Source organism: Micromonospora sp. WMMD1155 (assembly GCF_029581275.1).
Classification (GTDB): domain Bacteria; phylum Actinomycetota; class Actinomycetes; order Mycobacteriales; family Micromonosporaceae; genus Micromonospora.
The window spans coordinates 4,092,501-4,116,540 of record NZ_CP120742.1; the positions used below are offsets into that span (position 1 = coordinate 4,092,501).

Annotated in this window: 15 protein-coding genes and 2 rRNA genes (1 of these 17 running past the window's edge); 12 read left to right on the top strand and 5 right to left on the bottom strand. The window is 69.5% G+C overall.

Translation table 11 applies throughout. From position 1 onward, the window contains the following. A 23S ribosomal RNA gene (locus O7617_RS18850) occupies positions 1-3,082 on the top strand; it begins 29 nt to the left of the window's first position. A gap of 85 nt (positions 3,083-3,167) precedes the next feature. Further along, a 5S ribosomal RNA gene (gene rrf, locus O7617_RS18855) occupies positions 3,168-3,284 on the top strand. Positions 3,285-4,014: 730 nt separating this feature from the next. On the opposite strand, the gene O7617_RS18860 is transcribed toward rrf, so the two are convergent. Beyond that, positions 4,015-4,701 (bottom strand): hypothetical protein, encoded by a 687-nt coding sequence (locus O7617_RS18860; protein ID WP_282257078.1) that lies wholly within the window; start codon positions 4,699-4,701, stop codon positions 4,015-4,017. Positions 4,702-4,770: 69 nt separating this feature from the next. Here O7617_RS18860 and O7617_RS18865 point away from each other — a divergent pair, with 69 nt between their 5' ends. The 3 genes from O7617_RS18865 to O7617_RS18875 are packed head-to-tail and all read left to right on the top strand — an operon-like array spanning position 4,771 to position 9,157. Then, entirely contained in the window at positions 4,771-7,389 is a 2,619-nt protein-coding gene (locus O7617_RS18865) for a valine--tRNA ligase (RefSeq protein WP_282257079.1), read from the top strand. Then, on the top strand, positions 7,386-8,720 hold the full coding sequence (locus O7617_RS18870) for a folylpolyglutamate synthase/dihydrofolate synthase family protein (protein ID WP_282257080.1): 1,335 nt from the start codon (positions 7,386-7,388) through the stop codon (positions 8,718-8,720). Before O7617_RS18865 ends, O7617_RS18870 begins: the two co-directional genes overlap by 4 nt. Beyond that, complete coding sequence (locus O7617_RS18875) at positions 8,717-9,157, top strand: DUF4233 domain-containing protein (RefSeq protein ID WP_282257081.1); 441 nt, start codon at positions 8,717-8,719, stop codon at positions 9,155-9,157. The genes O7617_RS18870 and O7617_RS18875 overlap by 4 nt, the downstream gene beginning before the upstream one ends. A 29-nt stretch (positions 9,158-9,186) precedes the next feature. On the opposite strand, the gene O7617_RS18880 is transcribed toward O7617_RS18875, so the two are convergent. Then, a complete protein-coding gene (locus O7617_RS18880) occupies positions 9,187-10,668 on the bottom strand; it encodes a VOC family protein (RefSeq protein WP_282257082.1) in 1,482 nt (493 codons plus the stop codon). 141 nt (positions 10,669-10,809) lie between these two features. Between O7617_RS18880 and ndk the strand changes: the two genes are divergently transcribed. Continuing rightward, positions 10,810-11,235, top strand: coding sequence for a nucleoside-diphosphate kinase (ndk, locus tag O7617_RS18885; RefSeq protein WP_074313773.1), 426 nt, complete (start codon positions 10,810-10,812; stop codon positions 11,233-11,235). A 39-nt stretch (positions 11,236-11,274) separates the two neighbouring features. On the opposite strand, the gene sigJ is transcribed toward ndk, so the two are convergent. After that, positions 11,275-12,150 carry an RNA polymerase sigma factor SigJ gene (gene sigJ, locus O7617_RS18890; RefSeq protein WP_282257083.1) on the bottom strand — a complete coding sequence of 292 codons (876 nt, stop codon included), beginning with the start codon at positions 12,148-12,150 and terminating at the stop codon, positions 11,275-11,277. Further along, positions 12,147-12,587, bottom strand: coding sequence for a carboxymuconolactone decarboxylase family protein (locus O7617_RS18895; protein WP_282257084.1), 441 nt, complete (start codon positions 12,585-12,587; stop codon positions 12,147-12,149). Before O7617_RS18895 ends, sigJ begins: the two co-directional genes overlap by 4 nt. 374 nt (positions 12,588-12,961) lie before the next feature. On the opposite strand from O7617_RS18895, the gene ileS reads away from it, so the two are divergent. Next, positions 12,962-16,108: an isoleucine--tRNA ligase gene (ileS, locus tag O7617_RS18900; RefSeq protein ID WP_282257085.1), complete on the top strand. Its 3,147-nt coding sequence runs from the start codon at positions 12,962-12,964 to the stop codon at positions 16,106-16,108. Between the two features lie 97 nt (positions 16,109-16,205). Next, on the top strand, positions 16,206-16,895 hold the full coding sequence (locus O7617_RS18905) for a lysophospholipid acyltransferase family protein (protein WP_145779371.1): 690 nt from the start codon (positions 16,206-16,208) through the stop codon (positions 16,893-16,895). A gap of 215 nt (positions 16,896-17,110) precedes the next feature. Here O7617_RS18905 and O7617_RS18910 read toward each other — a convergent pair whose 3' ends face one another. Then, entirely contained in the window at positions 17,111-18,289 is a 1,179-nt protein-coding gene (locus O7617_RS18910) for a hypothetical protein (protein ID WP_282257086.1), read from the bottom strand. A 78-nt stretch (positions 18,290-18,367) separates the two neighbouring features. Between O7617_RS18910 and O7617_RS18915 the strand changes: the two genes are divergently transcribed. The 4 genes from O7617_RS18915 to mycP all read left to right on the top strand — a co-directional run bounded on the left by O7617_RS18915 (position 18,368) and on the right by mycP (position 23,896). Then, a complete protein-coding gene (locus O7617_RS18915; protein ID WP_282257087.1) occupies positions 18,368-20,356 on the top strand; it encodes a TIGR03960 family B12-binding radical SAM protein in 1,989 nt (662 codons plus the stop codon). Positions 20,357-20,599: 243 nt separating this feature from the next. Continuing rightward, positions 20,600-21,040: a hypothetical protein gene (locus O7617_RS18920; RefSeq protein WP_282257088.1), complete on the top strand. Its 441-nt coding sequence runs from the start codon at positions 20,600-20,602 to the stop codon at positions 21,038-21,040. Positions 21,041-21,051: 11 nt separating this feature from the next. Continuing rightward, a complete protein-coding gene (locus tag O7617_RS18925) occupies positions 21,052-22,515 on the top strand; it encodes a hypothetical protein (RefSeq protein ID WP_282257089.1) in 1,464 nt (487 codons plus the stop codon). Between the two features lie 10 nt (positions 22,516-22,525). Next, positions 22,526-23,896, top strand: coding sequence for a type VII secretion-associated serine protease mycosin (gene mycP, locus O7617_RS18930; RefSeq protein WP_282257090.1), 1,371 nt, complete (start codon positions 22,526-22,528; stop codon positions 23,894-23,896). The last annotated feature ends 144 nt before the right edge of the window (positions 23,897-24,040 follow it).

The following is a 24,040-nucleotide window of genomic DNA, read 5'->3' on the forward strand; positions in this document are numbered from 1 at the left end:
GCCTTGGCACCAGGAGCCGATGAAGGACGTGGGAGGCCGCGATAGGCCTGGGGGAGCTGTCAACCGAGCTGTGATCCCAGGGTGTCCGAATGGGGAAACCTGGCACCAGTCATGTGGTGTCACCCACACCTGAACACATAGGGTGTGTGGAGGGAACGCGGGGAAGTGAAACATCTCAGTACCCGTAGGAAGAGAAAACAAATTTAGTGATTCCGTGAGTAGTGGCGAGCGAAAGCGGATTGAGGCTAAACCGGCTGCGTGTGATACCTGTCAGGGGTTGCGTGGTCGGGGTTGTGGGACCCTGCTGAGTGTACTGACATGCATTCGAGGAGTTACAAAGTCAATGGCTAGTCGAACAGTCTGGAATGGCTGACCGTAGACGGTGAGAGTCCGGTAGGTGAAAGCTGTTGACCTTCTGTGGGTGTTCCCGAGTAGCGGCGGACCCCTGAAATCTGCCGTGAATCTGCCAGGACCACCTGGTAAGCCTAAATACTTCCTGGTGACCGATAGCGGACGAGTACCGTGAGGGAATGGTGAAAAGTACCCCGGGAGGGGAGTGAAATAGTACCTGAAACCGTTCGCCTACAATCCGTCGGAGCCTTGCGGGGTGACGGCGTGCCTTTTGAAGAATGAGCCTGCGAGTTAGTGGCATGTGGCGAGGTTAACCCGTGTGGGGGAGCCGTAGCGAAAGCGAGTCTGAATAGGGCGGTTCAGTCGCGTGTCCTAGACCCGAAGCGGAGTGATCTAGCCATGGGCAGGCTGAAGCGCGGGTAAGACCGCGTGGAGGGCCGAACCCACCAACGTTGAAAAGTTGGGGGATGACCTGTGGTTAGGGGTGAAAGGCCAATCAAACTCCGTGATAGCTGGTTCTCCCCGAAATGCATTTAGGTGCAGCGTCGCGTGTTTCTTGCCGGAGGTAGAGCACTGGATGGTCTAGGGGGCCCACAAGCTTACCGAAATCAGCCAAACTCCGAATGCCGGTAAGTGAGAGCGCGGCAGTGAGACTGCGGGGGATAAGCTTCGTAGTCGAGAGGGAAACAGCCCAGATCACCAGCTAAGGCCCCTAAGCGTGTGCTAAGTGGAAAAGGATGTGGGGTCGCATAGACAACCAGGAGGTTGGCTTAGAAGCAGCCACCCTTTAAAGAGTGCGTAATAGCTCACTGGTCAAGTGGTTCCGCGCCGACAATGTAGCGGGGCTCAAGCACACCGCCGAAGCTGTGGCATTCACATTTCAACCACGCGTGCCCTTGATGGTGCGTGCAGGTGTGTGGATGGGTAGGGGAGCGTCGTGCCGCGAGTGAAGCAGCGGGGTGACCTAGTTGTGGACGCGGCACGAGTGAGAATGCAGGCATGAGTAGCGAAAGAAGGGTGAGAAACCCTTCCGCCGGATGACCAAGGGTTCCAGGGCCAGGCTAATCCGCCCTGGGTGAGTCGGGACCTAAGGCGAGGCCGAGAGGCGTAGTCGATGGACAACGGGTTGATATTCCCGTACCCGCGAAAGAGCGTCCCTGATGAACCTCGTTGTGCTAACCACCCGAACTGCCGGCGACCTTCGGGTCAATGGTGGGGAGCGTGGGAACCTGGCGGGTAGTAGTCAAGCGATGGGGTGACGCAGGAAGGTAGCTGAGCCCGGCCGGTGGTTGTGCCGGGGTAAGCGTGTAGGCCGTGGTGTAGGCAAATCCGCACCGCATGGGGCTGAGACGTGATGCCGAGCCGATTCAGGTGAAGTCAGTGATCCTATGCTGCCGAGAAAAGCCTCTAGCGAGTTCTTAGCGGCCCGTACCCCAAACCGACACAGGTGGTCAGGTAGAGAATACCGAGGCGATCGGGCGAACTGTGGTTAAGGAACTCGGCAAATTGCCCCCGTAACTTAGGGAGAAGGGGGGCCGGAGACGTGAAGCCCCGCGCGGGTGGAGCGTTGTATGGCCGCAGAGAGCAGGGGGAAGCGACTGTTTACTAAAAACACAGGTCCATGCGAAGAAGTAATTCGATGTATATGGACTGACGCCTGCCCGGTGCTGGAACGTTAAGGGGACCTGTTAGCTCTTCGGGGCGAAGCGGAGAACTTAAGCGCCAGTAAACGGCGGTGGTAACTATAACCATCCTAAGGTAGCGAAATTCCTTGTCGGGTAAGTTCCGACCTGCACGAATGGCGTAACGACTTCCCCACTGTCTCAACCACAGGCCCGGCGAAATTGCAGTACGAGTAAAGATGCTCGTTACGCGCGGCAGGACGGAAAGACCCCGGGACCTTTACTATAGCTTGACATTGGTACTCGAATTAGCTTGTGTAGGATAGGTGGGAGCCGGTGAAGTCCATACGCCAGTATGGGTGGAGGCAATCTTGAAATACCACTCTGGTTGATTTGGGTATCTAACTTCGGACCGTTATCCGGTTCAGGGACAGTGTCTGGTGGGTAGTTTAACTGGGGCGGTTGCCTCCTAAAGGGTAACGGAGGCGCCCAAAGGTTCCCTCAGCCTGGTTGGCAATCAGGTGTTGAGTGCAAGTACACAAGGGAGCTTGACTGTGAGACTGACAGGTCGAGCAGGGACGAAAGTCGGGACTAGTGATCCGGCACTTGCGAGTGGAAGCGGTGTCGCTCAACGGATAAAAGGTACCCCGGGGATAACAGGCTGATCTTCCCCAAGAGTCCATATCGACGGGATGGTTTGGCACCTCGATGTCGGCTCGTCGCATCCTGGGGCTGTAGCAGGTCCCAAGGGTTGGGCTGTTCGCCCATTAAAGCGGTACGCGAGCTGGGTTTAGAACGTCGTGAGACAGTTCGGTCCCTATCCGCCGTGCGCGTAGGATACTTGAGAAGGGCTGTCCCTAGTACGAGAGGACCGGGACGGACGAACCTCTGGTGTGCCAGTTGTCCTGCCAAGGGCACGGCTGGTTAGCTACGTTCGGAAGGGATAACCGCTGAAAGCATCTAAGCGGGAAGCCTGCTTCAAGATGAGGTATCCCACCCACCTTTGGTGGGGTAAGGCCCCCAGCTAGACGACTGGGTTGATAGGCCGGAAATGTAAGCCCGGTAACGGGTTCAGTTGACCGGTACTAATAGGCCGAGGACTTGACTACTAAGCTGCTACGCGTCCACTGTGCAACTCTGAACAAGCGAACACCCGTGAACTGTTTGCCGGGTTGTTTGATATGTTCATAGAGTTACGGCGGTCATGGCGGAGGGGAAACGCCCGGTTACATTCCGAACCCGGAAGCTAAGCCCTCCAGCGCCGATGGTACTGCACTCGTGAGGGTGTGGGAGAGTAGGACGCCGCCGGACAATCTTCCAGAACGGGCCACCCCTTTGCGGGGTGGCCCGTTCTGCATATCCGGCATTCGTTCCCGCATACGTCATCGCAGCGGGCCGATAATCGGGGCTGTCCCAACCGGGGCCGTCCCACCGGCCGTTCCGCTACACCGTCCTCCCGGGTTACTCCACCGGGACGATCTGTTAGATCGTTTTCATCGGTCCGTCTCATCGCGCCGTCCTCTCGGGCTACTCCACGGGGCCGTCCCGCCGGCCGTTTCACGGCCGGATGCTGCTGGGGCTGCGCTCAGCCGGCCCCGCAACCGCTACACCAGGCCATTTCTCCGCCGAGGGCTGCACCAGTGTCGGCTCCCGCAGCCGCTGCAACCGATCCACCGCGAGGTGATCCACTCCAGATCGCCGATGTGGGCGCATCCCCAACATCGAATACCGCCACATCGGCGACCTGAAGCCGCCGGGACCGCCAGGGCTGCCAGAGCCTCGCGGGCCGAAATCCGGGTGCAGGAGGCGCGCAGCGTGCCGATGCCTCCGCAGGGCGGCGGGAAGCGCCCTGAGGTCTGAGCGCCTCGACTTCGCTGAAACCGCGGGTATCGCGGCCCCGGGAACACCGGGACGCAGGAGCCCCGGGAACACCCCGACACAAGAGCTCCGGGAACACCACGGCGAAAGAGCGTCGGAGAGACTCCGGACGGCCTGAGGACCGGCCGAAACTGCCGGGCGGCGAGCGAGGCACCCGCTCGGGTCAGCCTCGGGTCTGCATCTCCGAGCGGAGGTTGCGGAGCAGGCCGCCGGCGTCGGTGACCGACCGGCCCGGGAACATCGCCATCACGACGCTGCCGTGGTCGGCCCAACCGCACACCGCGAAGTCACCGCCCTCGCCGCTGGTGCTGCCGCACTTGAGGACGCCGCCCAGGTCGCCGGCGGGCACCTCGCGAAGGCCGCTCACCGAGCCGGTCTCGTCCGACATCAGGCGGAAGAGGCTGTCCAGGTCCCGTTCCGGCTGCCACAGGAGGGTGGTGCCCCCGAAGATGAGCACCGAGCGCTTGTCGTCGGCGGGGTCGCGGTAGACGGTGCCGAAGCTGCGGTCCAGCTCGATGTTCGCGGCCAGGCCGCTGCGCAGGTAGTCGGCGGTGCTCTTGGCCCGCTCGCTGTCGTCGCGGGTCAGGCCCGCCACCCGATCGGGTGAGGTCAGTTGGGTGTTCTTCTGCTGCGCCACACGCCACCCACCGACGCCCAGCACACCGGCGCCGGCGAGGCCGACTGCAAGGGCGATCGCCCAGCCGATCTTGCGGCGCCGGGACCAGCCGCCGGACCGCTCGGCGGGGTCGCCCCCGGAGTCTCTGGTGCTGAGCTGGATCGGCTCCTCGCTCAACTCGACCGGCTCGTGACCGCCGTCGAGCGAACGCTCGGTGAGATGTGCGTCGGACATAGCCGACACCGTACGCGAACGAGAGGTGGCGCACGTCAGGTCCGGAGAAGCCCTCCGTAGACTTGTCAGGTGACCGAGAGACTGGATGCCCACCGCCCCGCCGCCCCGACCCTTGCCGGCCAGTACCAGCCGGGCGAGGTAGAGCAGCGACGGTACGAGCAGTGGGTAGCCGCCGGGCACTTCCGGGCCTCCGCGGACAGCGACAAGCCGCCCTTCACCATCGTCATCCCGCCGCCGAACGTCACCGGTTCGCTGCACATGGGCCACGCCCTGGACCACACCGTGCAGGACGCCCTGGTGCGGCGGAAGCGGATGCAGGGCTTCGAGGCGCTGTGGCTGCCGGGCATGGACCACGCCGGTATCGCCACCCAGAACGTCGTCGAGCGGCAGCTCGCCGCCCAGGGGCTGTCCCGACACGACCTGGGCCGGGAGAAGTTCGTCGAGCGGGTCTGGCAGTGGAAGGCCGAGTCCGGGGGTGCCATCCTGGGCCAGATGCGTCGCCTCGGCGACTCCGTGGACTGGGACCGCGAGCGCTTCACCATGGACGAGGGCCTGTCCCGGGCCGTCCAGACGATCTTCAAGAAGCTGTACGACGACGGCCTCATCTACCGGGCCAACCGGATCATCAACTGGTGTCCGCGCTGCCTCACCGCGCTCTCCGACATCGAGGTCGAGCACACCGACGACGACGGTGAGCTGATCTCCATCCGGTACAGCGACGAGGTCGTGGTGGCCACCACCCGGGCCGAGACGATGCTGGGTGACACGGCGGTGGCCGTGCACCCGGACGACGAGCGCTACCAGCACCTGATCGGCACCGAGGTCGAGCTGCCGCTGACCGGCCGCCGGATCCCGATCGTCGCCGACGCGCACGTCGACCCGTCCTTCGGCACGGGCATGGTCAAGGTGACGCCCGCGCACGACCCGAACGACTTCGAGATCGGCCAGCGTCACGACCTGCCCGCGCTGACCGTCATGGACGAGCGCGGTGTGATCACCGTGCCCGGGCCGTTCGAGGGGCTGGACCGGTTCGAGGCGCGTCCCGCGATCGTCGCGGCGCTGCGTGAGCAGGGCCGGATCGTCGCCGAGAAGCGCCCGTACGTGCACGCGGTCGGGCACTGCTCCCGCTGCAAGACGACTGTCGAGCCCCGGCTGTCGTTGCAGTGGTTCGTCAACACCACCCCGCTGGCACAGGCGGCGGGTGACGCGGTGCGCGACGGTCGGGTCCGCATCGAGCCGGCCGAGTTGGCCAAGCGCTACTTCGCCTGGGTCGACAACATGCACGACTGGTGCATCTCCCGTCAGCTCTGGTGGGGGCACCGCATCCCGGTCTGGTACGGCCCGGCCGGCGAGGTCGTCTGCGTCGGCCCCGACGAGGAGCCACCGACCGGCGACGGCTGGCACCAGGACGAGGACGTCCTGGACACCTGGTTCTCCAGCGGCCTGTGGCCGTTCTCCACCCTCGGCTGGCCCGAGCAGACCCCGGAACTGGCGAAGTTCTACCCGACCAGCGTGCTGGTCACCGGGTACGACATCCTGTTCTTCTGGGTCGCCCGGATGATGATGTTCGGCCTGTACGCGATGGACGGCCGTCCGCCGTTCGACGTGGTGGCGCTGCACGGCATGGTGCGTGACCAGTTCGGCAAGAAGATGTCGAAGTCGTTCGGCAACGTGGTCGACCCGCTGGACTGGATCGACAGGTACGGCGCCGACGCGACCCGGTTCACCCTGGCTCGGGGTGGTAACCCCGGTCAGGACGTCCCGGTCAGCGAGGAGTGGTGCCAGGGCTCGCGCAACTTCTGCAACAAGCTGTGGAACGCCACCCGGTTCGCGCTGATGAACGGCGCGCACACCACCGGCGACCTGCCGCCCGTCGAGCAGCTCTCCACCGTCGACCGGTGGATCCTGTCCCGGCTGGCGCATGTGACGGCCGAGGTGGACGAGCAGTTCGAGGCGTACGAGTTCGCCAAGGTGTGTGACCTGCTCTACCACTTCGCCTGGGACGACGTCTGCGACTGGTACGTGGAGCTGAGCAAGCCGGTGCTCGCCGAGGGTGGTGAGCGGGCGGAGGTCAGCCGTCGGGTGCTCGGGCACGTGCTCGACCAGCTGTTGCGGCTGCTGCACCCGATCATCCCGTTCGTCACCGAGGAGCTGTGGCTCGCGTTGACGGGCGGCGAGACGGTGCAGACCGCCGCTTGGCCGGTGGCCGACCGGGCGCTCGTCGACGATGCCGCCGAGGCCGAGCTGGCGAGCGTGCAGCGGGTGGTCACCGAGATCCGCCGGTTCCGTTCGGACCAGGGGCTGCGCCCGACGCAGCGGGTGGCCGCCCGCCTCGACGGGTTGACCGGGGCGGGCATCGCCGCCCACGAGCCTCTGATCCGTTCGCTGGTCCGGCTGGACCCGGCCGGGGACGACTTCCAGGCCAGCGCCACGTTGGCCATGCCCGGCGCGGTCGGTGTCGCGTTGGACACCCGGGGGTCGATCGACCTGGCCGCCGAGCGGGCCCGGCTCACGAAGGACCGTGCGGCCGCCGAGAAGGAGGTCGCGCAGGCCCGGGCGAAGCTCGACAACCCCGCCTTCGTCGGCAAGGCCCCTGAGCCGGTGGTCGCGAAGATCCGCGACCGGCTCGCCACCGCCGAGGCCGACCTGGTCCGGATCGACGCTGCTCTGGAGACACTGTCCTCGTGACCGACCGTACCGATTTCGCCGCCGTCGAGGCGGAGCTGAACGCCCGTGGTTTCACCCGCATGGTCTTCGAGCTGGACCGGATCGAGTCGTTGCTCGACCTGCTCGGTAGCCCACAGCGGGCGTACCCGGCGATCCACCTGACCGGCACCAACGGCAAGACCTCCACCGCGCGAATGATCGACTCGCTGTTGCGGGCGTTCGGGCTGCACACCGGCCGCTACACCAGCCCGCACCTGGAGACCGTGCGGGAGCGGATCAGCCTGGACGGGGAGCCGGTCAGCGAGGAGCGGTTCGCGTCGGTCTACCGGGAGATCAAGCCGCTGGCCGAGTTGGTCGACGCGCGGTCCGACGAGCCGCTGACGTACTTCGACATGACCACGGCGTTGGCGTTCGCCACGTTCGCCGACGCGCCCGTCGACATCGCTGTGGTCGAGGTGGGGCTCGGCGGCGCCGAGGACGCCACGAACGTGATCCAGGCCGGCGTCTGCGTGATCACGCCGATCGGGCTGGACCACACCGAGTGGCTCGGCGACACGCTTCAGGACATCGCGCTGGCCAAGGCCGGCATCATCCACCCGGGCGCCACCGTGATCGCGGCCGCCCAGGAGGAGGAGGCGGCGCGTCCACTCCTGGAACGCTGCGCCGAGGTCGGGGCCACCATCGCGCGGGAGGGCGGCGAGTTCGGCGTCCTGCGCCGGGCGGTCGCGGTCGGCGGCCAGGTGCTCACCATCCAGGGCCTGGGCGGTGTGTACGACGACGTGTTCATTCCGCTGCACGGTGCCCACCAGGCGCAGAACGCCGCGGTGGCGCTGGCGGCGGTGGAGGCGTTCCTGGGCGCCGGGGCCCGCCGGCAGCTCGACATCGAGGCGGTCCGGGAGGGCTTCGCCTCGGCCAGCTCGCCGGGTCGGCTGGAGCGGGTCCGGAGCGCACCCACCGTCCTGCTGGACGGCGCGCACAACCCGCACGGCATGGCCGCGACGGTCACCGCCCTGCAGGAGGAGTTCGCCTTCAGCAAGCTGGTGGCGGTGGTCGGCGTACTCGCCGACAAGGACGCGGAGGCCCTGCTGGAGCTGTTGGAGCCGGTGGCCGACCTGGTGGTGGTCACCCGCAACAGCTCGCCACGGGCGATGCCGGTGGCGGAACTCGCCGCGCTGGCCACCGAGGTGTTCGGCGAGGAGCGGGTGGAGTCGGCCGAGGAGATGCCGGACGCGATCGAGCTGGCGGTGGCTCTGGCCGAGGAGGACGTCCCCGGTGAGCTCAGCGGGGTCGGGGTCCTGGTAACCGGGTCGGTGGTCACCGTCGCCGACGCCCGCCGGCTGTTGAAGCGATGACCGGCCCGCAGCGGGATCCGCACGCCACCGACGACCCGTCCGGGTCGGCGGGCGAGGGGCCACCGGCCGACCAGCCGGTGGGGGAGCCCGGGCAGCCGCGGCGGTCCGGGTTGCGCAACCCGGAGGCGGCGGTACGCGGCCTGGGCGCGGGGACGCTCGCCCTGGAGGCGCTGGTGCTGTTGCTGGCGATCCAGCCGGTACGGGTGGTCGGCGGTGACCTGAGCGGCGCCGCGATCGGTGTGGTGGTGGCGTTGGCGGTGGCCGCCGTCGTGCTCGCCGGCATGATGCGCCGGTCGTGGGCCTGGAACGCCGGCACCGTACTCCAGGGTCTGCTGATCCTTGGTGGTCTGCTGCACTGGTCGCTGTTCGGGCTGGGCGTCATCTTCGCCCTGGTGTGGGCGTACGCGCTGCACGTGCGTCGGGTCATCCTCGGCTGACGCCGGTGGCGTCGGCCGAGGCGGGCGGGTCAGGCGTCGGCGCGTTCGCGCCACTGGGTGAGGGCGATGCCGTGGCCGTCGGGGTCACGGAACGCCGCCGCCCACACCTCCAGCTTGCTGCCCCGGTTGACCACCCGGGGTGCGTACGTGAAGCGGACGCCTGATCCACGGAGCCGCTCGTACGCCGCTTCGATGTCGTTCACCTCGAGGTTGACGTGCACCAGGCGGCGGCTGATCGGCGCGGCCCCGGTCACCTCGCGCAGGACGAGCCGGGTCGTGCCGGAGGCGAGTACGGCGTTGTGGGCGCCCTGGTCGACCTCGGTGAAGCCGAGCATGTCGCGGTAGAAGCCGAGCGACCGGGACAGGTCGGTGACCAGCAGGGTGAGCCCGACCCCGCTGATCGGCGCGGTCGGATCCGCGGCTGACGCCGCGTCGAACCCGAAGATCGCCTGGTCCAGTTCCTCGTCGGTGACGGTCTCGCGGCCCGCGGTGGTCGGGGAGGGGTCGTCCAGCGGCAGGTCGAGCGGATCCAGTGGGTCGGCCGCGCCCGGTCCGGAGCGCTGCGCGGGTGGCGGGTCGGAGCGTTGGGCGCTCAGCGGGTCGGAGCGCTGCGCGCTGAGTGGGTCGACGCGCTGAACGGGTGGCGGGTCGGCGGGGTCCGGGGTCGACAGGTCGTCGCGCGGGGGGTCGTACCGGTCGGTGTCGGGCTCGTCGAAGCGCTCCTCGGGGGCCGTGCGCGGCGCCGGGGTGGCCCGTCGGGGCAGCCCGCTGGCCTGGGGTTCGACGAGGACGCCCTCCAACACCGGGCCGCCCGGGGTCTGGTGCACCACCACCGGCTCGCGCTCCTCGGACGCGACACCCGGGTCGTCGCGCAGGGGATCCGAACGCAGGGGATCGGAGCGCACCGGGTCGCCGTGCGGGTCGCGGAAGGGGTCGCCGTGCGGGTCGCGGAAGTCGTCCCGGAAGTCGTCGTCCGGCGCGCGGTCGGCCCACGGTGGGGCGTCCTGCTGGATCAGCACCTCGTCCATCGCGTCGGCGTCGGCGAACTCCGGCGGGAGGTCGGCGACGGCGGCGGCGGTCTCGGCGTGGGTCGGCACCTCGTCCCAGAGGACCTTGACGTGCCGCTGGTCGTCCAGCGCGACCCGGATCGGCAGGGTCTGGCCCAGCGACGGCCACTTGGAGACCGGCACCCGAGGTTCGATGATCTTCTTTGATCGTGGTGGCAGGCCGGGCGCGTCGATGACCAACTGGAGTTCGCAGCGGCCGAACGCGTACTGGGTGGGTGGTTCGGAGGCGCTGTGCACGTGCCCGACGCCGACCACCCAGGTGCGCCCGCCGCCGCGTACGGTCGCCAGGGCGATGGCCAGCACCAGCAGGGCGACTCCGAGAGCCACGATGGCCCAACTGGTCATGCCCAGCCCGAAGAGGACGACGAAGGTGGCCACGGTGCCCAGCACCGTGCCGATCAGTTTGCGTACCGGCGCGATGGGCCGGTTCCCGCCATTCGCCACAGTGGACCTCCCGGGGTCAGGGCCAGGCTAGGCCGGATCGGCCACCGGGGGAAAGACCGGCCGCCGCGCCGGCGCCGGGACCGGGTCGCTAGGCTGACCGTACCGATCTCGAGCGTTCAACGCGTACAGGAGGAACCCAGCGTGTCCAGCAACAGCCCGGATGAGCGCAGCCTCGTTCTGATCAAGCCCGACGCGGTCCGCCGCGGCCTGGTCGGCGAGGTCCTCTCCCGCTTCGAGCGCAAGGGGCTGCGGATCGACGCGATGGTGCACCGGACGATGGACGCGGCGCTCGCCGACGAGCACTACGCCGAGCACGTCGACAAGGCGTTCTACCCGCCGTTGAAGGACTTCATGACCGGCGGTCCGCTGGTCGCCCTGGTGCTCTCCGGTGACCAGGTCATCGACGTGGTCCGTGGGCTGGTCGGCGCGACCGACGGCCGGAAGGCCGCCGCCGGCACCATCCGGGGCGACCTGTCGCTGTCCAACCGGGAGAACCTGGTGCACGCCTCCGACTCTCCGGACAGCGCCAAGCGCGAGATCGCGCTCTGGTTCCCCGAGCTGGGCTGACCGGAGCCGTCGACGCGGCGCCGACGGCGGCGGCGGGGTTCAGTCGACCGGCGGCACCTTCGCCGGGTTGCCGACCACGTAGATCCCGGTGATCCGGCCGTCGGCCGCCGCGACGGTCAGCGCGTAACGGTTGCCGTCCCCGCTGGTGAGCAGGGCGGCGGGTTCGCCGTTCAGCTCCAGCCGACGGAACGACCACTTCCGGGGTGGGCCGTAGACCCCGGCGAAGAAGCGGGCGACCCGGTCCGCCCCGTTGACCGGGTTGCGGGCGGCCCGCGCCCGCCCACCACCGTCGTTCCACGCGGTGGCATCCGCGGCGACCAGGCTGGTCAACGTCGCCAGGTCACCGTCGCGGGCGGCGGCGAGGAAGGCGTCCAGCAGGCGCTCGCGTTCGGAGCGGCCGGCGGTGAACCGGCGCTGCTCCTGGCGTACCCGGGAAACCGCCCGGTGGTGCAGCTGCCGGCAGTCCTCGGGGGTCCGGTCCAGGATCTCCGCGATCTCGGCGTACGGCAGGTCGAAGGCGGTGTGCAGGACGTACACGGCGCGCTCCGGCGGGGTGAGCCGCTCCAGCACGTGCAACAGGGCGATGGACACCGAGTCGCGTAACTCGGCGCGGTCCAACGGCCCGAACGGGGAGGGCTCGGTCGGCACCGGCTCGGGCAGCCACGGCCCGACGTACGTCTCGCGGCTCGCCTGCCGGGCCCGCAGCCGGTCCAGGGCCAGCCGGGTGACGACCCGGGACAGGTAGCGGCGCGGCTCGGCCACCGTCGAACGGTCCACGGCCAACCAGCGCAGGTACGCCTCCTGGAGCACGTCCTCGGCGTCGTGGCGGCTTCCGAGCAGGCGGTACGCCAGCCCGAGCAGCATCGGCCGGTGCGCCTGGAGCGCACCGGCCGCCTGCGTCGCCTCGGTCGTCACACCTGTGCCGGGGGCTCCGTACGCATGGTGACCGCCAGTCGGTTCCACACGTTGATTGTGGCAATCGCGAGGACGAGGTCCGCCAGCTCCTTCTCCGACCACACCTTCGCGGCGGCTTCCCAGACGTCGTCGGGTACGCCGTGGTCGCCGAGACGGGTCACCGCGTCGGTGAGCGCCAGCGCGGTCCGCTCCCGCTCGTCGAAGAAGGGCGCCTCGCGCCAGGCGGCCACCGCGAAGAGCCGCCGGCTCGACTCGCCGGAACCGAGCGCGTCCCGGCTGTGCAGGTCCACGCAGAACGCGCAACCGTTGATCATCGACGCCCGGAGCTTCACCAGCTCCAGCACCGTGTGGTCGACGTTCGTCTGGACGTACTTCTCCAGGCCCAGGACGGCCCGGTATCCCTCCGGCATGACCTCGGGCGTGTTCATCCGCTGCATGCTTACCTCCCTGATCGGTTCGGACACCGACACGACGAACGGACCAGGGTCGGCCGTGACAGCCGGAGGTGTGACCCCGCTCATGCCCGCACCGATTACTCGGCGGCGGGGCGGCGGGTGGGTCTTGTATCGTTGAGCACCGTAAGGCGATGACCCGGCCATCACCGGTGAGCCTCCGGAAGAACGGCCGGGTGACCGGCTCAGTAGAACCGGACGGGTGCGGCCCGTCACAGCCGGCAAACGAGCGGGCGGTCGATCCTGACCGTCAAGCGGGGTGGTACCGCGGGCCACCCGGGGAGCGTCGTTCGAGGCGTACCCCGGAAGGTTCGTCCTCGCAGACCACGAAGAGTGAGCTGCGAGGAGAGCGACAGCAGATGGCCTATCCGTTGCACGACCCGACCGGCGCCGGTGTCCCGGCGAGCCCGGACCTGCCCGCGGTCGAGCGCCGGGTGCTGGAGCACTGGACGGCGGACAAGACCTTCGAGGCGTCGGTCGAGGCCCGTCCGGCCGGCGACGACGGCAAGAACGAGTACGTCTTCTACGACGGCCCGCCGTTCGCGAACGGCCTGCCGCACTACGGTCACCTGTTCACCGGTTACGTGAAGGACGTGGTGCCGCGCTACCAGACCATGCGCGGGCGGCACGTGGAGCGGCGCTTCGGCTGGGACTGCCACGGCCTGCCCGCCGAGGTGGTGGCGGAGAAGCAGCTCGGCATCACCAGCAAGGCGGAGATCATCGACCTGGGCGTGGCCCAGTTCAACGAGGCCTGCCGCACGTCGGTGCTGGAGTTCACCCAGGACTGGGAGCGGTACATCAACCGCCAGGCCCGTTGGGTCGACTTCGCCAACGACTACAAGACCCTCGACCTGGACTACATGGAAAGCGTCATGTGGGCCTTCAAGACCCTGCACGACAAGGGTCTGATCTACGAGGGCTTCCGGGTGCTGGCGTACTGCTGGCGGTGCGAGACGCCGCTGTCGAACACCGAGACCCGGATGGACGACGTCTACCGGGACCGGCACGACCCGACGCTGTCGGTGTGGTTCGGGCTGACCGCCGACGAGTCCGCCCCGGAGCTGGTGCGCGGGCCGGTCAAGCTGGGTGTCTGGACCACCACGCCGTGGACCCTGCCGTCGAACCTGGCGCTCGCCGTCGGCCCGGACATCGAGTACGCGGTGCTGGAGCGCGAGGGTCAGCGGTACGTCGTGGGTGCCGCGCGGCTGGCCGCGTACGCCACGGAGCTGGACGGGTACGAGCAGGTCGGCACGGTGTACGGCCGGGACCTGGTCGGACGCCGCTACACGCCGCTGTTCGACTTCCTCGTCGAGCAGGCCGGGGAGAACGCCTACCAGGTGCTCGGCGCGGAGTTCGTGACCACCGAGGACGGCACCGGGATCGTGCACCTGGCCCCGGCCTTCGGTGAGGACGACCAGAACGTCTGCAACGCCGCCGGCATCCCCACCATCGTCACCGTCGACGACCACACCCGGTTCACCGCACTGGTGCCGCCGTACCAGGGTGAGCAGGTCTTCGACGTCAACAAGCCGGTGATCCGGGAGCTGAAGGAGCGGGGGGTGGTGCTCAAGCAGGACACCTACACCCACTCGTACCCGCACTGCTGGCGCTGCGACACCCCGCTGGTCTACAAGGCGGTGTCGTCGTGGTTCGTCGCGGTGACCCAGTTCCGGGACCGGATGGTCGAGCTGAACCAGGAGATCAACTGGACGCCCGGGCACATCAAGGACGGCTCGTTCGGCAAGTGGCTGGCCAACGCCCGCGACTGGTCGATCAGCCGTAACCGGTTCTGGGGCTCGCCGATCCCGGTGTGGAAGTCCGACGACCCGAACTACCCGCGCCTGGACGTCTACGGCTCACTGGCCGACATCGAGCGGGACTTCGGGGTGCGTCTGAGCGACCTGCACCGGCCTGCGGTGGACGAGCTGGTCCGCCCCAACCCGGACGACCCGACCGGTCAGTCGATGATGCGCCGGGTGCCGGAGGTGCTGGACTGCTGGTTCGAATCCGGGTCGATGCCGTTCGCCCAGGTGCACTACCCGTTCGAGAACGCGGACTGGTTCGAGCACCACTACCCGGGTGACTTCATCGTCGAGTACATCGGGCAGACCCGTGGCTGGTTCTACACGATGCACGTGCTCGCCACCGCGCTGTTCGACCGGCCGGCGTTCCGCAACTGCCTGAGCCACGGCATCCTGCTCGGCTCGGACGGACGCAAGATGTCCAAGAGCCTGCGCAACTACCCGGACGTCTACCACGTCTTCGACTCGTACGGGTCGGACGCGATGCGGTGGATGCTGATGTCCTCACCGGTGCTGCGGGGTGGGGACATGGCGGTGACGGAGACGCTCATCCGGGACGCCGTGCGGCAGGTGCTGCTGCCGTTGTGGAACGTGTGGTACTTCTTCACGCTCTACGCCAACGCCGACGGGCACCAGGCGCGTCGTCGTACCGACTCGACGCACCTGCTCGACAGGTACGTGCTGGCGAAGACGAACGAGCTGGTGGCCACGGTCGGTGCGCAGATGGACGCGTACGACATCTCCGGCGCCTGCGCGACCGTCCGGTCCTACCTGGACGCGCTGACCAACTGGTACGTGCGCCGTTCCCGGGACCGGTTCTGGTCCGGAGACGTCGACGCCTTCGACACGCTGTGGACCGTGCTGGAGACGCTGTGCCGGGTGGTGGCGCCGCTCGCGCCGCTGACCGCGGAGGAGATCTGGCGCGGCCTCACCGGTGAGCGGTCGGTGCACCTGACCGACTGGCCGGAGGCGACCGAGTTCCCGGCCGACCACGACCTGGTGGCGGCCATGGACAACGTCCGGGCGGTCGCGTCGGCGGCGCTGTCGCTGCGCAAGGCCAAGGGCCTGCGGGTGCGGCTGCCGCTGGCCAAGCTGACCGTGGCCTCGCCGGCGGCAGAGCAGTTGCGCCCGTTCGCCGACCTGATCGCCGACGAGGTCAACGTGAAGGCGGTGGAGTTCAGCGCGGAGCTGTCCGCGTACTGCGAGCAGGTGTTGACGGTGGTGCCCCGGGCGCTCGGCCCGCGGGTCGGCAAGCAGGTGCAGCAGGTGATCAAGGCGGTCAAGGCGGGCGACTGGGAGTTGGTCGAGGGCGCCCCGGTGGCCGCCGGCGTCACCCTCGCCGAGGGCGAGTACGAGCTGCGGTTGGTCGCCGCCGACGCCGAGCACTCGGCGCCGCTGCCGGGCGGTGAGGGTGTGGTGGTGCTGGACACCGAGGTGACCCCGGAGTTGGCCGCCGAGGGGCTGGCCCGCGATGTGGTGCGGGTGGTGCAGCAGGCCCGCCGGGACGCCGACCTGGACGTATCGGACCGGATCGTGGTGTCGGTGTCGGCCTCCGACGAGGTACGCGCTGCCGTGTCGGCGTACGTCGACTTCGTCTCCGGTGAGGTGCTCGCCGACTCGGTGGACTTCGCCGAGGGCCTCGACGGCTTCGCCGGTGAGGTCGGCGAGGGCGAGCAGGTCACCGTCACCGTCCGCCGGTCGTAACGCGTGGACGCGGACGCCTCCACACCTCCGTCTGCGAGGTGTGGAGGCGTCCGCTACGGTGACACCGCCTGCTCGCACCTCATCTGCCGGAGGACCAGTGCCCCTGCTCTACACCATCGGCAAGCTGACCGTGGCGCCCACGCTGCGGGTGGCGTTCCGCCCGACCGTGGAGGGTCTGGAACACGTGCCGGAGACCGGCGGCGCGATCTTCGCCGGCAACCATCTCTCGGTGGCCGACGAGCTGTTCCTCGGCACGGTCGTGCCCCGACACCTGGCGTTCTGGGCCAAGTCGGAGTATTTCAAGGGCACCGGGGTGAAGGGCGCGATCTCCAAGTTCGTCCTCACCGGCCTGGGCGCCATTCCCGTCGAGCGGGCCGGCGGCCGGGCCGCGCTGTCCGCGTTCGACGCGGCGATCCCGGCGCTCAAGGGCGGTGACCTCGTGGTGGTCTACCCGGAGGGCACCCGCTCGCCGGACGGCAAGCTCTATCGAGGCCGCACCGGCGCGGCCCGGCTGGCCATCGCCGCCGGTGTGCCGATCATCCCGGTCGGCATGATCGGCACGGACAAGGCGCAGCCGATCGGCGCCCGGGTGCCCCGGCCCGGCATTGCCAAGATCACCGTGCGGTTCGGCAAGCCGCTGGACTTCACCGGCCGACCGGACGACCGGACCTCGCTGCGGCAGATGACCGACGAGATGATGAGCGAGATCCAGAAGCTCACCGGTCAGGAGTACGTCCCCCGCTACGCCCCGCCCCGCGCCCATCCGGACCCGACCCGCGACGCCTGACCAGGGCGTCGGCCGACCACCTGCGGTCGGCCGCCCGCGCCCGGTGGCCGGCGTTCGGCCACACCCGGTCCAGAAGGCGATATACCTCTGAGTCATAAATATGACTCAGAGGTATATCGCCCGATGTGATGTGTCGTTCCGGCGCGACCTCACGCGGCGTCACGGACGTCAACGCCGGCACGCCAGCGGCGCTGGTCGACCGCCCGGCGTGGGGCTCAGCCCCTTTCGGGTCGGACGATCTGGGAGCGCAGGGTGTTCAGCAGTGTGGCGCTGTCGGTGACGGAGAGCCGGGTGAACACCGCGGTGGCGATGCTGCCGTGGTCGACCGAGGTGCAGACCACCACGTCGCCGCCGTCGGCCCGGCCGACGGCGCAGCGTTCGTGTCGCCCCCGTACGCCGGTGTCCACGGTCTCCGGGGTGTCCAGGGCGTACCGGTCGGCGAGCCGGCTGATCTCGGCCTCCGCGTCCGCCTCCGGGGTCAGCCGGAACCCGGTGCCGCCGAAGACGGTCACCCGCTTGCCACTCGACGTGGAGTAGACCCCGGCGAACGTGTCCTCGGCCAGCAGGTGCTCGTTGCGTACCTCGTTCGCCAGTTGCTTCGCGGTCTCCGCGCTGCGGTTGTCCTGTCGCAGGGTGAGGTCCTCGACCTGCTCGGGCAGCGCGGCGCGGGACGGGTACTGGGCCGAGATCGGGAACCCGTAGTAGGCGGGGCAACCGCAGCAGCAGGCCAGGGTGAGCAGCAGCAGCCACGGCCAGCGGCGGCGTCGGCGGCGCGGTGCGTACCCCTTGGGCACCTGTCGCCCGGGTGGTGGCGCGGTCGGCGGCGTGGTGTGCCCGCCCCGGCGTTGCTTCGGTGGCCGGACCGGCGCGGGCGGCGGCGCAGGCGGCGGCGCGGGCGGCGGCGCGGGCGGCGACATCGGCCGACTCGGCATCATGGGCCCGGCGACCGGCGGGGGTGATGGCGGTGGTGGCGCCTGGTGCGGCCCGACCGGGGGAGCGGGCGGGGTGGACCACTGCCGGGTCGCCGGCGGCACCGGATAGGGCGTCGTCGGAGGCAGCGGGGGCAGCTCGGCGGAGGGCAGGTCCCAGCCGCCGGTGTCCACCCCGGCCCACGGGTCGACCGGAGTCTGGTGCTCCGGCAGCCCGACGGGCACGGGTTGCGGTGGGGTCGGTTCGGCCGACTCACCCCAGGCTGGTCGGCGCGGCAACGGGGGCGGCACCGCGGCCGACCCGCTCCACCTGGGCGCGGGGACGTCCTCGGTGGCGGTTGCCTCGGGCTGGTCCGACGGTACGGGTGGGGAGGTCGGCTTGTCGGCGGCCGCCGGATCGCGGTCCGGCTCTGCGCCCGGGGTGCTCCCGTCGGCCGGCCGTGCTCCCGGCTGGGGCTCGGGCATCGCGGCAATCTCCTCTCGCGCCGGTCCGAGGTTAGTACCGCGTCGCCACCGCCGGACGGGCGCGTACCCTTGGGCATCATGAGTGCCCCGTCCACGACGCCGCGCGCGGCCGCTACCCATTCGGTCTGGTCCCAGCTCGAGCCGCTGCTGCCCCAGGTCTCCAAGCCCATCCAATACGTCGGGGGCGAGCTGGGTGCGGTCACCAAAGACTGGGACGCGGCAGCCGTCCGCTGGGCGTTGATGTATCCCGACGCGTACGAGGTGGGTCTGCCCAACCAGGGTGTGCAGATCCTGTACGAGGTCCTCAACGAGCTGCCCGACACCCTCGCCGAGCGGACGTACGCGGTCTGGCCGGACCTGGAGACCCTGATGCGCACGCACGGCGTGCCGCAGTTCACCGTCGACGCGCACCGGTCGGTACGCGAGTTCGACGTGTTCGGTCTCTCCTTCGCCACCGAGCTGGGCTACACCAACATGCTCACCGCGATCGACCTGGCCGGCATTCCGCTGCTGGCCGCCGACCGCACCGACGCCGACCCGGTGATCGTGGCCGGTGGGCACGCCGCGTTCAACCCGGAGCCGATCGCCGACTTCATCGACGCCGCGGTGCTCGGTGACGGCGAGGAGGCGGTTCTGGAGATCACCGCGATCGTCCGGGAGTGGAAGGCCGAGGGCTCCCCGGGTGGTCGTGACGAACTGTTGCTGCGGCTCGCCCGCACCGAGAGCGTCTACGTGCCACGCTTCTACGACGTCGACTACCTCCCGGACGGGCGGATCCAGCGGGTCGTGCCGAACCGGGCGGACGTGCCGTTCCGGGTGCACAAGCGCACGACGATGGACCTGGACGCCTGGCCGTACCCGAAGAAGCCCCTCGTGCCGCTGGCCGAGACGGTGCACGAGCGGTACGCGGTGGAGATCTTCCGGGGTTGCACCCGGGGCTGCCGGTTCTGCCAGGCGGGCATGATCACCCGTCCGGTGCGGGAGCGGTCGATCACCACGGTCGGGCAGATGGTCCGCGAGGGCCTGGAATTCTCCGGCTTCTCCGAGGTGGGCCTGCTGTCGCTCTCCTCGGCCGACCACTCCGAGATCGGCGACATGTGCTCGGGCCTCGCCCAGCAGTACGAGGGCACCAACGTCTCGCTGTCGCTGCCGTCGACCCGGGTGGACGCCTTCAACATCGACCTCGCGCAGGAGCTGTCCCGCAACGGGCGGCGTACCGGCCTGACCTTCGCCCCGGAGGGCGGGTCCGAGCGGATCCGCAAGGTCATCAACAAGATGGTGTCGAAGGAAGACCTGATCCGCACCGTCGTCACCGCCTACAGCAACGGCTGGCGGCAGGTGAAGCTCTACTTCATGTGCGGCCTGCCCACCGAGACCGACGAGGACGTCCTCGAGATCGCCGAGATGGCGCACGAGGTGATCCGGGCCGGTCGGGCCGCCACCGGCTCCAAGGACATCCGCTGCACGGTCTCGATCGGCGGTTTCGTGCCGAAGCCGCACACCCCGTTCCAGTGGGCCGCCATGGATCGTCCGGAGGTCATCGACCACCGGCTCAAGATCCTCAAGCAGGCGATCAACTCGGACCGCTCATTGGGTCGCGCCATCGGCTACCGCTACCACGACGGTGAGCCCTCGCTGATCGAGGGACTGCTCTCCCGGGGTGACCGGCGGGTCGGCTCGGTGATCCGCAAGGTCTGGGAGAACGGCGGCCGGTTCGACGGCTGGAGCGAGCACTTTTCCTACCAGCGCTGGGTGGACGCGGCGGCCGAGACGCTGCCCGCGTTCGGGGTGGACCTCGACTGGTACACGACCCGGCAGCGCGAGGAGTTGGAGGTCCTGCCCTGGGACCACCTCGACTCGGGGCTGGACAAGGACTGGCTCTGGCAGGACTGGCAGGACTCGGTCAGCGGGTTCGAGCAGGACGACTGCCGGTGGACGCCGTGCTTCGACTGCGGCGTCTGCCCGTCGATGGACACCGAGATCCAGATCGGCCCGACCGGCAAGAAGCTGCTGCCGCTCACCCCGGTGGGTGGCAACGGCATGAAGGTGCCGACCGGCGGGGCCTGACCTCGCCGCCGGGGCGGCGCCCGCAGGCGCTGCCCGCTACTCTCCACTTCCGATGTCGTCCAACGGGTCCGCGTCTCGCGGGCCCGTTGGCGTCGGTCGGGCTCCGTGCCGCGCCGCCACGTTCCACCGACTCCGGTCGGTGTGTGTCGACGGCGAACGGGGGCTGCCCCGACTTGGTCAGACTTCGATACGCTGCGTCTGACATGGACCGACCCGGCGGGTCGGGAACGGGGGAGGAATCGCATGGGGAGCATCCCGCCGCCGAGCACCGGCGATCTGCACGTCAGCGTCGAGGACCTGGACGCCGCGGCGGCGTACGTCGAACGCCTGAAGCAGTACGTCGAGGACACCCTCAGCTACGAGATGGAGCGCATCAAGGAACGGATGAAGGGCGACAGCAACAACGCCCAGACCGTTCCCAACGGCACCCCGTTCGGGGCGTACGAGGACGCCCGCATGCAGTGGGCGGCGCTGACCACCTCCACGGGCAACATGGAGGCGCACCTCGCGACGCTCACTCAGAAGCTCGCCGCGCTGAAGCAGGGTACCGAGGAGATCGCCAAGGCGTTCCGCGACACCGAGGCGCGTAACGCGGCCAACGGCAAGGAGATCGAGCGACTGCTGGAGTCCGCCGCACCGCCGCCCACTGCCGGCGGCACGCCCACCTACCCGTACACGGCCTGAGGGGGACGGTCATGGCTGGAGGAACCTGGGAGCGGTGTGTCCGCGAGGTGACGCTCTCCGCGGACCCGGAGACCGTCGGTTCGGTAGGAGCGGGCTGGAACAACCTCTCCACTGGTCTGCAACACCTGCGCGACGCGCTGGTCGGCCGATCGTTCGTCGGGCCGATCGCGACGGGTCAGGAGCGCCCGCACGTCGGCGGCCTGCCCGGGATGCTCGCCGGTTGGAAGGGCAGCGGCGGTGACGCGTACCGCGAGCACCTGAGCACCATCGGCAGGCAGATCGAGGATCTGATCACCGACGCGACGAACGTCAGTGGCGCCTTGATCCGGATCGAGGGCGACATCCGCAAGTCGGTCTCCACGATCCCGATTCCGCTGATGGACGACTTCGGCTTCAACGAGTGGAGCCTGCCCAACGGCACCGAACTCGACGACGCCCGCGACGGCGAGAGCTCGTCCGGCTTCCTCGCCGCCCTGCGGCAGGACTACCAGAACAACCCGGCGTCGTACGCCGACGGCGCGTTCCGCGACAAGGCCGACGACCTGGAAGCGACGATGAAGGTCGACGGCCAGGCCGGCGACCAGAAGCGGGGCGGCTGGTGGGACACCAAGTCCCACCTGGACAACTGGTACCGGGACAACCAGCAGGCGGCGAACACGGCGATGGCGCCGTTGCCGCAGGCGGTCTACACCGAGCGTCCCAAGCTCACCGTGAACAGGCCGGACGGCACCGACGGTTCGGACGACCTCCGTCGCGACCCCCGGGTCCCGCCGACCGGTCGGCCCGACATCGGTGGTGGCGACTTCGGCGGTAAGCCCGACATCGGTGGTGTTGGGCCCACCATCGGCAGCAGGCCACCGGGCATCGGCGACACGGGCGGCCCGACGTCGACCGTCGACCCGTTCTCCCCGACCGGGCCCGGTGGGATCGGCGGCGGCTCGCCCTCCGGCGCCGGTCAGCTCACGCCCCCGTCTACCGGCTCCGGTTACCCCGGCGACGACGACTACAGCAGCGGTCTGGCCGGTGCCGGCCCGAGCAGTGTCGGCGGCCTGGGCGGTGGCATCGGCGGCGGCGGGCTCGGCAGTGCCGGTCTCGGTGGCGCCGGCGGCGGGTTCGGGGGCGGGCCCGGCGTGGGCTCGGCCGGCGGGATCGGCGCCGGCGGTGGCCTGGGCGCGGGCGGCGGGATCGGCGTCGGCGGCATCCCCGGCATGGTGGGTGGCGGCAACGGAAAGGTGCCACCGCTGACGAGCGCGTCGAACGCGCTCCGCACCGCCGCCGGCGGTGCGGGGATGGCGGGCGGCGCGCGTGGCGCTGCCGGCGTCGGCGGGGTCGGGATGATGGGCGGCGGCATGATGGGCGGCGCGGGCGGCGCCGGACACGGCGGCGGCACCGGCTCCGAGCACTCGTCGTGGTTGACTGAGGACGACGACCCGTGGGGCCCTGGTGACGGTGCGTCCCCGGGCATCCTTCGATGAGGACGGGCGGATGACTGTGAACCTCGGAGCGCTCCGGCCGGTGACCGCCTGCCTGCTGGCCGGGCTTCTGGTCGTCGGGGCCGCCCAACCGGCGGCCGCCGCGCCCCGGCGCGCCGAGCAGTGGTATCTGGACGAGCTGCGGATCGACCAGGCGCACGAGATCTCGACCGGGCAGGGCGTGATCGTGGCCGTGATCGACAGCGGCGTCGAGGCCAGCCATCCGGACCTGCGTGGTCAGGTGCTCGCCGGTGGTCGCAGCTACGGCGCCTCCGGAGACGGCCGGGCCGACGAGGACGGGCACGGCACGCACATGGCCGGCATCATCGCGGCGAAGGCCAGCCGCGACGGTGTGGTCGGCGTCGCCCCCGGGGCGAGAATCCTGCCCATCAAGATGCGCAAGGACGGCGGGAGCTACCGCGACGAGGGGATTGCCCGGGGCATCCGGATGGCCGTCGACGGCGGCGCCAAGGTGATCAACATGTCCATCGGTGGCCCGGGCTTCGCCAACCCGGTGGAGAAGGACGCCATCAAGTACGCGTTGGACCGTGACGTCGTCGTGGTCGCCTCCGCCGGCAACACCGCCCGGGGCAGCGTCGCCGTGGACAGCCCCGCCAACACTCCCGGTGTCATCGCGGTGACGGGGACGACCAGGGGCGGCGCGTTCTGGTCCGGCTCCGTCCAGGGGCCGGAGGCGGTGGTCGCCGCTCCCGGCGACGGCATCTACAACGTCGCCAACAAGGGCGGCTACGGCTGGGGTGACGGTACCTCCGACTCCGCCGCGATCGTCTCCGCTCTCGCCGCGCTGATCCGGGCGAAGTATCCGGACCTCAACGCCGCCAGCGTGATCAACCGGATCATCCGGACCGCGCGGGACGCCGGTCCCTCCGGACGGGACCCGCAGTACGGCTTCGGGGTGATCGACCCGGTGAAGGCGCTGACCGCGAACGTGCCGCCGGTCACCGCCAACCCGCTGCTCGACCCGGCCGCCGCCACCGACCCGGGTCCGGCCCGCACCGGGGGTGCGGACGAGGAGTTCGACGTCACCCAGCACGGTGACCGCGGTGGCCCCACCGACCAGCAGGTCATGGTGGTGGGCATCGGGATCGCCTTGGTGCTGGTGTTGTTGCTGGGGCTGGTGGTCTTCCTGATCTGGAACCGTCGTCGCTACCGGCGGGAAGCGGCACGGGCTGCCGACATCCCGGATCACCTGCTCGACCAGGCGGCGCCCGGCGCGTACCCCTCGCCGGAGGCGGGTTACGCCCCGCCGCCCGGTTACGCCCCTCCGCCCTCCGGCTACGCCCCTCCGTCGGGTTACGCCCCGCCCCCCGGGTACGGGCCGCCTCCGGGTGGTCCGCCCCCCGCGCCGCCGACGCAGCGGTAACCAGCCCCGAGCCTGATGGCCGGTCGTCGACTTCTGGTCGCCGGCCGGCCGGCCGGCTTCACGACGTGGTCACGACACCGGCGGCCGGTTTGCACCCGTCTGTCGGTGCCGTTCGACCGCCCCGGCTGCGTACCGTCACGACGC